Annotated in this window: 12 protein-coding genes; 6 read left to right on the top strand and 6 right to left on the bottom strand. The window is 72.7% G+C overall.

The genetic code is table 11. The annotated features are described in order from the left end of the window. The 4 genes from SACPADRAFT_RS0210515 to SACPADRAFT_RS0210530 form a co-directional block, all read left to right on the top strand. A partial coding sequence (locus SACPADRAFT_RS0210515; RefSeq protein ID WP_007024844.1) for an ABC transporter permease occupies positions 1 to 840 on the top strand: 840 nt, incomplete at its 5' end. Positions 841 to 850: 10 nt separating this feature from the next. Beyond that, a complete protein-coding gene (locus SACPADRAFT_RS0210520) occupies positions 851 to 1,996 on the top strand; it encodes an ABC transporter ATP-binding protein (protein WP_007024843.1) in 1,146 nt (381 codons plus the stop codon). Further along, on the top strand, positions 1,993 to 3,018 hold the full coding sequence (locus SACPADRAFT_RS0210525) for an ABC transporter ATP-binding protein (protein WP_007024842.1): 1,026 nt from the start codon (positions 1,993 to 1,995) through the stop codon (positions 3,016 to 3,018). Before SACPADRAFT_RS0210520 ends, SACPADRAFT_RS0210525 begins: the two co-directional genes overlap by 4 nt. Positions 3,019 to 3,037: 19 nt before the next feature. Next, positions 3,038 to 4,702 carry an AMP-binding protein gene (locus tag SACPADRAFT_RS0210530; protein ID WP_007024841.1) on the top strand — a complete coding sequence of 555 codons (1,665 nt, stop codon included), beginning with the start codon at positions 3,038 to 3,040 and terminating at the stop codon, positions 4,700 to 4,702. 168 nt (positions 4,703 to 4,870) lie between these two features. Here SACPADRAFT_RS0210530 and SACPADRAFT_RS0210535 read toward each other — a convergent pair whose 3' ends face one another. From SACPADRAFT_RS0210535 to SACPADRAFT_RS0210550, 4 genes are read right to left on the bottom strand one after another with little or no spacing between them, the layout of a single operon-like run. Then, entirely contained in the window at positions 4,871 to 5,332 is a 462-nt protein-coding gene (locus SACPADRAFT_RS0210535) for a MaoC family dehydratase (RefSeq protein WP_007024840.1), read from the bottom strand. Positions 5,333 to 5,347: 15 nt separating this feature from the next. Continuing rightward, complete coding sequence (locus SACPADRAFT_RS0210540; protein WP_007024839.1) at positions 5,348 to 6,877, bottom strand: acyl-CoA synthetase; 1,530 nt, start codon at positions 6,875 to 6,877, stop codon at positions 5,348 to 5,350. Further along, on the bottom strand, positions 6,870 to 7,739 hold the full coding sequence (locus tag SACPADRAFT_RS0210545; protein ID WP_026454538.1) for an amidohydrolase family protein: 870 nt from the start codon (positions 7,737 to 7,739) through the stop codon (positions 6,870 to 6,872). The genes SACPADRAFT_RS0210540 and SACPADRAFT_RS0210545 overlap by 8 nt, the downstream gene beginning before the upstream one ends. A 14-nt stretch (positions 7,740 to 7,753) precedes the next feature. Next, complete coding sequence (locus tag SACPADRAFT_RS0210550) at positions 7,754 to 8,662, bottom strand: SDR family NAD(P)-dependent oxidoreductase (protein ID WP_007024837.1); 909 nt, start codon at positions 8,660 to 8,662, stop codon at positions 7,754 to 7,756. A 110-nt stretch (positions 8,663 to 8,772) separates the two neighbouring features. Between SACPADRAFT_RS0210550 and SACPADRAFT_RS0210555 the strand changes: the two genes are divergently transcribed. Then, positions 8,773 to 9,234: a MarR family winged helix-turn-helix transcriptional regulator gene (locus SACPADRAFT_RS0210555; RefSeq protein WP_007024836.1), complete on the top strand. Its 462-nt coding sequence runs from the start codon at positions 8,773 to 8,775 to the stop codon at positions 9,232 to 9,234. 180 nt (positions 9,235 to 9,414) lie between these two features. Here the strand turns inward: SACPADRAFT_RS0210555 and SACPADRAFT_RS0210565 are convergent, their stop codons facing one another. Next, on the bottom strand, positions 9,415 to 10,011 hold the full coding sequence (locus SACPADRAFT_RS0210565; protein ID WP_007024835.1) for a nuclear transport factor 2 family protein: 597 nt from the start codon (positions 10,009 to 10,011) through the stop codon (positions 9,415 to 9,417). A gap of 37 nt (positions 10,012 to 10,048) precedes the next feature. Then, the gene (locus tag SACPADRAFT_RS0210570) at positions 10,049 to 10,924 is read right to left on the bottom strand and encodes an LLM class F420-dependent oxidoreductase (RefSeq protein ID WP_007024834.1); all 876 of its coding nucleotides are present in this window, start codon (positions 10,922 to 10,924) and stop codon (positions 10,049 to 10,051) included. 308 nt (positions 10,925 to 11,232) lie between these two features. Between SACPADRAFT_RS0210570 and SACPADRAFT_RS26885 the strand changes: the two genes are divergently transcribed. Further along, positions 11,233 to 11,959, top strand: a 727-nt coding sequence (locus SACPADRAFT_RS26885) for an IclR family transcriptional regulator (RefSeq protein ID WP_157577136.1), incomplete at its 3' end; no start/stop codon positions are given.

Consider the following 11,959-nt stretch of genomic DNA (forward strand, 5'->3'; position numbering starts at 1 on the left):
CGGGCCGCGGCGCGGTTCGACACGGCCGCGTGGCTGTGCGGGGCCTGGGTGGTCCTGCTCGTGGTCGGCGCCGTGGCCGCACCGCTGCTCCCCCTGGCCGAACACCGCGACCTCACCGAGACCATGACCGCACCGGCGCTGGCCCGGCCGGACCTGTTCGGCCCGCACCCGCTGGGCACCAACAACTTCGGCCTGGACCTGCTGGCACGCCTGCTCTACGGCGCCCGCGCCTCGCTGGTCGTCTCGGTCGGTGCGGTGCTGATCGGGATGATCGTCGGTGGGGCGGTCGGTGTGCTCGCCGGGTACTTCCGGCGGCTCACCGACTCGGTCGTGGGCGTACTGACCAACTCGCTGCTCGCCGTGCCGCCGCTGATCCTGCTCATCGCGCTGGCGACGGTGCTGGAACCGAACCTGCGCAACATCGCCTTCGCGCTGTCCGTGCTCGCCCTGCCGGGCATGATCCGGCTGGCCCGGGCGAGCACGCTCGCGGTCGCGCAGCGGGAGTTCGTCCTCGCCGCCGAGTCGATGGGCGCGTCCCGGCTGCGGGTGATGACCCGTGAGCTCGTGCCGAACGTGCTCCCGCCGTTGGCCTCGTACGGCATGGTGATGGTGTCGGTGCTGATCGTCGCCGAGGCGTCGCTGAGCTTCCTCGGCCTCGGCATTCAACAGCCGGAGCCGTCGTGGGGCAACATGATCGCCGAGGGGCAGGGCGACACGTTCGCCGACCACCCGCACCTCGTGCTGGTGCCGGGGATCGCGCTCTTTCTGACCGTGTTCTCGTTCAATCTGCTCGGCGAGAAGGCGCGCAAGCGCTGGGACCCGCGCGGTGCCAAGCTCTAGGAGGCCTGCGATGCGCACGGACACCACCGCCACCGACACGACCGGCACCGACACCCCGGGCGTGCGGCCCACGACCGGTCCCGCGGACCCCACCGCGCGGGCGGCCGGGGAACCGCTGCTGGTCGTCGAGGACCTGCGGACCCGGCTGAGCACCGCACGGGGCGCGCTCACCGCCGTCGACGGGGTCTCGTTCACCCTGCGGGCGGGCGAGACACTGGGCGTCGTGGGCGAGTCCGGCTCGGGCAAGTCCGTGCTCGGCCGCAGCGTCATGGGGCTGCACACCACCGGGGCCGGGGGCACGGTCACCGGCCGGGTGAGCTTCGCGGGAACCGACGTGCACGCACTCGACCGGTCGGGGCGCCGGGCGTTGTGGGGCTCCCGGATCGGGATGGTCTTCCAGGACCCGATGACCGCGCTGAACCCGGTCAAGAAGATCGGGACGCACCTGACCGAGACGGTCCGCGGACACGCCCGCGTGTCCCGCGCGGCCGCACGCGCCCGCGCGGAGGAGCTTCTGGGGCTGGTCGGCATCCCGGAGCCGCGCCGCAGGCTCGGCCAGTACCCGCACGAGCTCTCCGGTGGGATGCGGCAGCGTGTCGTGATCGCGATGGCGATCGCGAACGAGCCGGAGCTGCTGATCGCCGACGAGCCCACCACCGCACTCGACGTCACCGTGCAGAAGCAGATCCTGGACCTGCTCGGCAGGCTCCGGACGGAACTGGGCACGGCGATCGTCCTGATCAGTCACAACCTGGGCGTGGTGTCCGGCCGGGCCGACCGGGTCGCCGTGATGTACGCGGGCAGGATCGTGGAGACCGCGGGGGCGGGCGAGCTGTTCCGCAACCCCCGCCACCCCTACACCGGGGCGTTGCTGGCCTCGCTGCCTGCGCTCGACCGGGCGCCGCACACCCGGCTCGACACGATCGAGGGCGCCCCGCCGGACATGGTGTCCCCGCCGCCCGGCTGCCGGTTCGCGCCCCGCTGCCGCTTCGCCCGGACGGACTGCCGCACGGTCACACCCGAGCCCGTGCCGACGGACCCCGTGCCGACGGACGCGGTGCCGACGGACCCCGTGCCGACGGGGGACGGGCCGGGGTCCGCACGGCACCTGTTCGCCTGCCACCACCCGCTCGCCGTGGAAGGAGCGCACCGATGACGAGCGCCGCCACCGTGCACCTGCGTCCGGACGCCGAGGCGGTGCTGTCGGTCCGGGACCTGGTCGTGAAGTTCCCGGTCGGCCGCCGCCGGCACGTGCACGCCGTCTCCGGGGTCAGCTTCGACCTGCTCCCGGGGGAGACGTTGGGCATTCTCGGTGAGTCCGGGTGCGGCAAGTCGACCGCCGGGCGGGCCGCGATGCAGCTGCCCCCGCCGACGGCCGGGTCGGTGCGGCTGGCGGGCACCGAACTCACCGGACTCACCGGGCGGGAACTGCGTCGCGCCCGCAGGCCGATGCAGATGATCCTGCAGGACCCGGTGTCGTCGCTGAACCCCCGGCGGACGGTGGCCGACCTGGTGGCCGAGGGTGCCGTGCTGTGGGGTCCGCCGCCCGGGCGCGAACGGATCGAGCAGGTGCTGTCCTCGCTCGGGCTCGACCCCGCGGTGGTGTGGCACCGCAGACCGCACGAGCTCTCCGGTGGACAGTGCCAGCGCGTGTGCCTCGCCCGCGCGCTGCTGCTCGAACCCCGGGTGCTCATCTGCGACGAACCGGTGTCCAGTCTGGACGTCTCGGTGCAGGCGCAGATCCTGAACCTGCTGGAGTCGGCGAAGGACGAGCACGGCCTGAGCATGGTGTTCATCGCCCACGACCTCGCCGTGGTGAACAGCGTCAGCGACCGGATCATGGTGATGTACCTCGGGAAGGTGTGTGAGGTGGTGCCGTCCGGGCGAATGACGTCCGCGGCGCACCCGTACACCCGGCTGCTGCTGGAGTCGGTACCGGACACCCCGGGGACGGGCGGTGCCGACCCGGACGGCGGGACCGGGACCGCCCCGGGCTCCACGGAACTGCCCTCACCGCTCGATCCGCCGAGCGGATGCCGGTTCCGCACCCGCTGTCCGTGGGCGACCGAGCTCTGCGCGCGGGACGAGCCGCCGTTGCGCACGATCGGTACCGGTCACCACGTCGCCTGCCACCACGTCGCCGTGGACGGCGACGACCCCGCGCGCCCGGCCGCGTGACGGGAGAGAGGAGGAACCGGTGCGGACCTTCGCCGACGTCCTGCGTTCGCGCGCCGACGACGACACCGTCGGACTGTGCTTCGGCGACCGGGAGTGGACCTGGGCCGAGGTGGTGGCGGAGTGCGCCTGCCGTGCCGCCGCGCTGCAGGCCGACCTGCCCGTGCCCGGAGGACGGCAGCGCCACGTCGGGGTGCTGCTGGACAACGTCCCGGACTACCTGTTCTGGCTCGGTGCAGTGGCGCTGTCCGGCGACGTGCTGGTCGGGATCAACCCGAGCCGCCGGGGTGCGGAACTGGCCCGCGACATCCGGCACACCGACTGTGACCTGATCGTCACCGAGTCCCGGCAGCGGGTCCTGCTCGACGGCATCGATCACGGGGTGGAAGCGGTGCGCGACATCGACGCGCCGGGCCACGCCGCCCACCTCGCGGCCCACCGGGGTGCCGCACCGGACCCCGCGGGCCGTTCCGGGCCCGCACCGGGGGACACGCTGCTGCTGTTGTTCAGCTCCGGCTCCACCGGCGCGCCGAAGGCGGTCGTGGTGAGCCAGGGCAGGCTCGGGACGCTCGCCGACACGATGGCCGAACGGGTGGGGCTGTCCCGCGAATCGGTGACGTATCTGTGCATGCCGCTGTTCCACGGCAACGCGGTGATGATGAACGCGGCACCGGCCACCGCGGTCGGCGCGCGGATCGCGATGCGCCGGAAGTTCTCCGCTTCGGAGTTCTCCGCCGACGTCCACCGGTACGGCGTGACCTACGTGAACTACGTCGGGCGGGCACTGTCCTATGTGCTGTCCACACCGCCGGACCCCCGGGACGCCGACGGCACCCTCGCCGTCGCCTTCGGCACCGAGGCCTCGGAGGCGGACGTCGCACGCTTCCGGCGCCGGTTCGGCTGTGTGGTCTCCGAGGGCTTCGGGCTCAGCGAGGGGGTCTTCCGGATCAACCGCACCCCGGACACCCCGCCCGGCGCGCTCGGCGTCCCGGTGGGCGGGGCGGACGTGCGGGTGCTCGACGAGGCCACCGGCACCGAGTGTCCGCGTGCCGAACTCGACGCCGACGGCAGGCTGGCCAACCCGGACGCCATCGGTCAGCTGGTCGCACTCGGCGGCGCGGCCGCGTTCGAGGGCTACTACAACAATCCCGGGGCCACGGCCGAGCGCGTGCGCGGCGCCGACTTCTGGAGCGGCGATCTCGCCTACCGCGACGCCGACGGGTTCTTCTACTTCGCGGGGCGCTCCTCCGACTGGCTGCGGGTGGACAGCGAGAACTTCGCCGCCGCCCCGATCGAACGCATCCTCGCCCACCACCCGGCGGTCGCGGCGGCCGCGGTGTACCCGGTGCCCGATCCCCGCACCGGTGATCAGGTGATGTGCGCGCTGGAACTCGTGCCGGGGTGCACGTTCGACCCGGACGACTTCGCCCGCTTCCTCGATTCCCGGCCCGACCTGGGCACCAAGTGGTGGCCCCGGTTCGTCCGCCTCGTGTCGGCGCTCCCGCTCACCGGCAACAACAAGGTGGACAAGCGGCCGCTGCGCACCCGGGCGTGGCACACCACCGACCCCGTCTACCGGCGCACGGACCGCGCGGGCGACTACCACCCGTTCACCCCGGCCGACCGCGAGACCCTGGAACAGGAGTTCACCGCACACGGCCGAACCGCCCACCTCCCCACCCCCTGACCACGAGTCGCCACCCCACGCCCGCGAGTCGCCACTCCGTGACCGCGAGTTGCCACTCCATGTCGGCGAGTCGACGCCAGGTGACGGCAAGTCGGCACCGCCGACCGGCGGGTCGGCGCCCCCTGCCCGTGGGACGCGCCCCGCCGGTCCGGGCGGTGGTCACGGAACTCAGGCGAGGAAGCGGAACACGGGTTCGGCGATGCACGCCGGCTTGTCCCCGCCCTCCCGCTCGACCACGGCCGAGACGGTGACCTGCACGCCGCCGGGGATCTCGGTGACCCCGGTCAGGGTGGCGGTCATCCGCACCCGGGACCCCACCGGGACGGAGTCGGGGAAGCGGACCTTGTTCAGCCCGTAGTTCACCGCCATCGTCGCGTCGGTCACCTCCAACACCTGCGACCACATCGGGATCAGCAGGGAGAGGGTGAGATAGCCGTGGGCGATCGGGCCGCCGAACGGGCTCTCGGCACGGGCGCGCTCGACGTCGACGTGGATCCACTGGTGGTCGCCGGTCGCCTCGGCGAATTGGTTGACCCGTTCCTGTGGCACGTCGACCCAGTCGCTGGTGCCCAGCTCGGTGCCCTCGAGGCCGGCCAGTCCGGCGAGTGTGGTGGTCGTGCTGGTGCTCATGCGCAGCTCTCCTCGTCAGTGGTGGTACCGGGCCCGCAGGTCGGGTTTGCGGACCTTGCCGGTGGCGGTCTTGGGCAGCTCGTCGACGAACTCGACGTGCCGGGGCACCTTGAACCGGGCGAGCCGGGTCGCCAGTGCGGCACGGATGGCGTCCGCGTCCGGGTCGCAGTCCGGGGCGGGACGGATCAGTGCGAGCCCCACCTCGCCCCAGGTCTCGTCCGGGACGCCGATCACGGCGGCCTCCTCGACCTCCGGAAGCTCCAGCAGTGCGGACTCGACCTCGGCGGGGTAGATGTTCTCCCCACCGGAGATGATCATGTCCTTGTACCGGTCGTGGATGTAGAGGTAACCCTCGGGATCCAGGGAGCCGGCGTCGCCGGTGTGGTACCAGCCGTCCACCAGGACCTCGGCCGTGCGTTCCGGCTCGTTCCAGTACCCGGCCATCACGTTCGGGCCCTGCACCACGATCTCCCCGACCTCGTCGGTGTCGGTGTCGGTGCCGTCCGGGCGCAGCACCCGCAGGTCGGTGAAGAACATCGGCTTGCCCGCCGACCCGACCTTGCGCACGGCGTCGGCGGAGTCGAGCACGGTGCAGCCCGGCGCCGCCTCGGTCATCCCGTAGCACTGCTGCATCGTCACCCCGCGGTCCAACCAGGTGCGCAGTGTCGGCAGCGGCACCGGTGCGCCCGCCGCGCCGATGCCGCGCAGCGCGGACAGGTCCCGGTCGTGGAACTCCGCCTCCCGTGCCATGGCGTCCAGCATGGTCGGTACGGCGAAGAACGAGTTCACCCGCTGCTGTTCCAGGACCCGCAGCGTGTCGGCCGGGTCGAACCGGCGCAGCACGACGGCGCAGCCGCCCGCGAGCAGTGCCGGGTTCACCGTGCCGTTGAGTCCGCCGATGTGGAACAGCGGTGCGAGCGCGAGCGTCCGTTCGTCCGGGACCATGTGCAGGCCGAGATACTGGTTCACCGCGTTCGACGTCATGTTGCCGTGGGTGAGCACGGCACCCTTGGGCCTGCCGGTCGTGCCGGAGGTGTACATGATCAGGCAGGGGTCGTCGAGCGTGACCGGATGGTCCCGCTGCTCGGGATCCGCCTCGGTGAGCAGGTCCTCGTACGGCAGGGAGTCGGCTCCGCCGGACGGGGGCGGCTCCGTCGCGATCCAGTGCCGGACCGCGGGGAGACGGTCGCGCAGCGCGTCCGCCCAGTCGCCGTGCTCCCGGCCGTGGAGCACGACCGACGAGCCGGAGTGCGCGAGGACGTACTCCGCCTCGGCGACGGTGAGCCGGGCGTTGACCGGCACCCAGATCGCCCCGAGCTGTCCGCAGGCGTACAGCGTCTCCAGCGCGGAGGGGTGGTTCTCCCCGGTCCACGCCACCCGGTCCCCGGTGCGGATCCCGTGGGCGGCCAGGGCCGACGCCACCCGCCGCACCCGTTCGGCGAAACCGGCGTGCGAGGTCGTGCTCCCCTCGAACCACACGGCGTCGCGGTCGGGGGAGATCCGCCGTCGCCGCTCCGGCCACGAGCCCAGTCCGGCGTTACGCATGGCGCAGCCCCAGTGCCGTGACCGCGTTCTCCTTCATGATCAGCGGCCGGACCTCCTCACGGATCTCCAGCCGCTCGAAGTCCCGGATCCAGCGTTCCGGTGTGATCAGCGGGAAGTCCGAGCCGAACAGCACCTTGTGCCGCAGCATGGTGTCGGCCGCCCGCACCAGCTGTGGCGGGAAGTACTTCGGCGCCCAGCCGGAGAGGTCGATGTAGACGTTCGGTTTGTGCTGGGCGACCGAGATCGCCGCGTCCTGCCACGGCACCGACGGGTGTGCCATGATGATCGTCAGGTCCGGGAAGTCGACGGCGACGTCGTCGAGCAGCATCGGATCCGAGTAGCGCAACCGGATGCCGCGACCGCCGCGCAGCCCCGACCCGATTCCCGTCTGTCCGGTGTGGAACAACGCGGGGACGCCGAGCGACTGGATCTCCTCGTAGAGCGGATACACCCGCCGGTCGTTCGGCTCGAAGCCCTGCAGGCTGGGGTGGAACTTGAATCCGCGGACCCCGTACTCGGTGACCAGTCTGCGCGCCGCCCGGATCCCGGCGACCCCGCGCGCCGGGTCGATCGAGGCGAACGGGATCAGCACGTCCGGATGCTCGGCCGCCGCCTCGGCGATGCCCTCGTTGGACACCGCCGGGTGGCCGGTCGCCAGTTCGGTGTCCACGGTGAACACCACTGCGGCCATCCGCCGTTGCCGGTACTGCTCGGCGATCTCGGGCACGGTCGGGTTGGGATCCTCGGCCTTGAAGTACGCCGACGCCGCGTCGAGCAGCTCGTCGTCCATCGTGAGGTGCCCGTCGAGGTCCTGGTGGACGTGCACGTGCACGTCGACGGCGACCAGCTCGTCCACGTCCATTCCGGGTGTGTGGTTCACTTCGCCTCCTCGGGGAGCTGCTGGCCCGTGGTCTGCTCGGAGGCGGCGAACCGCTCCGGCCAGACCTCGGCGATCGCGTCGGCCGACCACCCGGTGCCGTCGGCGAACTCGGTGACGATCTCGTCCGGGTGGGACCACAGGGACAGCCGGTCGCCGCCGATGCCGACCGCCTGACCGGTGATCCCGGCCGCGGCGTCGGAGGCGAGGAACGCCACCACCCCGGCGGCGTCCTCCGGCGCGCCGAACCCGAGTTCCTGCCGGGCGAACGGGGGCAGCGGTTCGCCCGCGGAGAGCGCCTCGACGTAGCGGGTGAAGAACGGCACGGTCTCGGTCATCGCGGTCGCGGCGACGGGCACCACCGCGTTCACCGTGACCTCGGCCCGGGCGAGTTCCAGGGCCCAGGTACGCACCATGCCGACGATGCCGGCCTTGGCCGCGGCGTAGTTGGTCTGCCCGAAGTTGCCGACCTGGCCGGTGGGGGAGCCGACGCAGATGATGCGGCCGCCCTCGCCCTGTTCGCGCATCCGGACCGCCGCGGCGCGGGTGCAGGTGAACGTGCCACGCAGGTGGGTGGTGAGCACGGCGTCGAAGTCGTCGTCGGACATCTTCCACAGCGTGGAGTCGCGCAGGATTCCCGCGTTGTTGACGAGCACGTCGAGCCGGCCGAACTCGGACACCGCCCGGTCGACGAGGGCCTGTGCGGCCGCGCTGGTGCCCACCCCGACGACCTCGGCGACGGCGGTACCGCCCGCCCGCCGGATGTCGTCGACGCACGCCTCGGCGGCGGCGGAGTCGACGTCGTTGACGACGACCGAGGCGCCGTACCGGGCGAGTTCGGCGGCGTAGGCGCGCCCCAGCCCCTGGCCACTACCGGTCACGATGGCGACCTTGCCCGAAAGATCCACTTGAACGACTCCCTGTCTCGCCGGGATCCGGGACGGGACGTGACCGAAGGCTTCGTCGCCCCGTCGATGCCGTTCTGTACGCTAGGAAGAGATAATAGAGGTTGTCAACTATGGAGAAGTACATGAATCTCCCGGAGCTGACGGACGACGTCGGCTTCCTGCTGTCCCGGGCCAGCGGACTCGCCGTGCGGGGGGCCAACGCCGCACTCGGCGAGTACGGACTCCGGGTCCGGCAGTACTCGGTCCTGTCCCTGGCCGTGCGCGCACCGGACGGGCTCTCCCAGCGGGAACTGGCCGGCACGCTCGGGCTGGACCCGAGTCAGGTCGTGCTGCTGGTGGACGAACTCGTCGGCGCCGGGCTGGTGGAGCGGCGGCCCGCGCCGTCCGACCGGCGGACCCGGCTGGTGGTGGCCACCGAGGAAGGGGAGCGGGTCCGGCACCGTGCGGGGGAGCGGGTGTGGGCGGACACCCGGCACCGCCTGCGCGCGCTGAGTGACGCGGAGCAGGACACCCTGCGGGAGCTGCTCGCGCGGATCGTGGACACGGCCGACACCGACGGGGGGAACCGGTGACGGGCGCGGGTCACCGGAGGGTGGTGTCGCGGACCGGCCGAGCCGACGGGCGCACGCCTGCCGGGACGTCGAGGGCCGGGTCGTCGGGCCGGGGCACCCGCTCGCGGGACCGGAGCGCCGACTCGCGGGACTGGAGCGCCGACTCGCGGACCTGGAGCGTCGACTCGCGGGTCTGGGGTGTCAACTCGCGGGGGTGGTGGGGGGTGTGACGTCGGCGGCGAGGAGGGTGAGGGAGGTGGGTCTGCCGTCGAGCAGGCGGTTGGTGCGGCGGTGGACGCGCCAACCGTGCGGGCCCCGGCGCAGGTGCCAGTGGTTCGCGGTCACCCGGAGGACACGGAACCCGCCCGGCCGCGTTGAAGCCCCGGTCCCGGTCTCCGGGGCGGCGGCGTCGTCGGGGGCGTCGTGCAGGAGGAGTTGCGAGTAGCAGGTGGCCGTGGCCTCGTCGCCGTGCACGGTGACGTGGGCCGGGCCGACCACGTGGGCACAGCCGGTGGCGATCAGGCGCTGGTGCGGCCGGGACCGGACCATCGCCGCGATCTCGTCGTGCCCGGTGAGCACCCCCGTGTCGACGTCGTAGACGCCGTCCTGCTCCCACAGCGCGGCCACGGCCTCGGCGTCGCCGCTGTCCACGAGCGGGCCGTAGGTCGCGATCAGCCGTTGGATCTCGGCGGTGTCCTCCAGTTCCCGCACCCGGCGTTCGAGCCGGGCGAGGCGGTCGGCGTCGGCGTCCGTGCCCTCCGCGCCGCTCGTGCCACTCGTGCCGTTCGGTGTGGTCATCGGCTGCTCCCTCGGGGTCGGCGCGGTCGGGCGCCGCTCACGCGCGCGGCGCGAACGACAGGTCGAGTTCGGTGTCCAGGTCGCGCAGGGCCGTCAACTGGTCCCGGTGGTGCGCGGCGGAGTCGGCGTGCAGGGACACGCTGGCCAGGGTGGCCCCTGCCGCCCGGAGCCGGTCGAGGGAGCGCAGCGTGCGGTCCCGGTCGCCGAGCGGGTCCAGTGGTGCCCCCGTGCTCAGCACGACCTCGAACCCGGCGGGAGGGGCGAACCGGGACAGCAGCTCGCCCAGTTCCGCCGTGCGTAGTCCGAACGGCACCCACCCGTCGCCGTGCTGCACGGCGCGGCGCAACGAGCGCGCCGTCCGCCCCCCGACCCAGATCGGGCTGCGCCGGGTGGCGTGCGGATCCACCACCATGTCCGCGTAGTCGTAGTAGGTGCCGTGGAACTCGGCGACCCGCTCGCCGAGGGACGACCGCAGCGCACGCAGTGCCTCGTCGGCGCGTGCGCCGCGGTCGCGGAACGGCACGTCGAGCAGGTCGAACTCCTCGGCGAGGCTGCCCACGCCCACACCGAGAACGAGCCGTCCCCCGGAGAGTCGGTCGAGCGTGCCGTAGCGTTTCGCGATCTCCAGCGGGTGGTGGTACCCGAGCACGAGCACCCGGGTCGCGAGCAGGATGCGCCGGGTGTACGCGGCGAGGTGGCCGAAGGTCGCCAGCGGATCCCAGTAGGTGCCGCCGCGCTGCTCGGCCACCCCGGCGGGGACGGCGACGTGCTCGCTGCAGGTGAGATGGTGGTAGCCGAGCCGGTCGGCCGTCGCGGCGATCCCGGCGATCTCCTCGATTCCCGCCGTGGCCTCCCACTCCGCGTGCGCCCCGGGCAGCCGCACCACCACCGGGGTCACGATCCCCACCCGCATCGTCCGCCTCCCGGTCGTCGTCCGTCGTCGGTCGCTGCAGCCCCGGGCGCCGGGCCCGCGGCCCCGGTGGCTGAAATACGTTCCTATCCCGGCGGTGGGCGCCGGCGTGGCCGGTGTCCCGCAGACCGGGAGCCGCGGTGGCCGTGCGGGCCTCCGCCGATTCCGGGCCTTCCTTGTGCCGGGGTCCGCTGCTACCGTCGGCGCACAAGAATTCATTTCAGTTCTGTGGAGCTGGGAGGGCACCAATGACTGTTGCCGGTACTCCACCCGAGACCACCCCGCGGAACCGGCGCGAGGTGCCACCGTCGATGGCCGAGCGGATCACGCTGATCATGGACACGTTCGACGGCCGGAACAGCAGGCGCACGTTGGAGGACGTGGCGACGCTGACCCAGCTCCCGCGTTCCACGGCGCACCGCATCCTCGACCAGCTGGTGCGTCTGGGCTGGCTGGACCACACCAGCACCGGCTACGCCCTCGGCCGGAGGGCGCTGAGTCTGGCGGGCCGCGACGGCGGACACGGGGAGATCCGGGAGGCCGCGGCCCCGCTGCTGCACGCCCTGCAGACCCGGACCGGGCTCGTGGTGCACCTCGCCGTGCTCGACGGCGCGGAGGTGTACTACCTGGACAAGGTCGGCGGGGTCTTCGCGACCTCGGTGCCCTCCCGGGTCGGCGGGCGTGCGCCCGCCCATTCCACGGCGCTGGGCAAGGCCATGCTGGCGTGGATGGAACCGGAGGATGTCGACGCCGGGCTGCGCGAACGGATCGGCCGGATGACGCCCCGCACGATCAGCGAGATGGGCACACTGCACCAGGAACTGCACCGTATCCGCAAACGCAGGGGACTGGCCTTCGAGCGGGAGGAGTGTTTCCCCGGCATCGCGTGCGTGGCCGCCGCGGTGCGCGGCGCCGACGGGCCGGTCGCGGCGATCTCCGTCGTCGGGGACACCGGCACCCCGCTGGAGAAGGTCGCGCCCCTGGTGACGGGCGCGGCGGCGCGGGTGTCCCGGACCCTGTGCCCCGACCCGCACGCTC

It is taken from the genome of Saccharomonospora iraqiensis subsp. paurometabolica YIM 90007 (assembly GCF_000231035.2).
GTDB lineage: Bacteria > Actinomycetota > Actinomycetes > Mycobacteriales > Pseudonocardiaceae > Saccharomonospora > Saccharomonospora paurometabolica.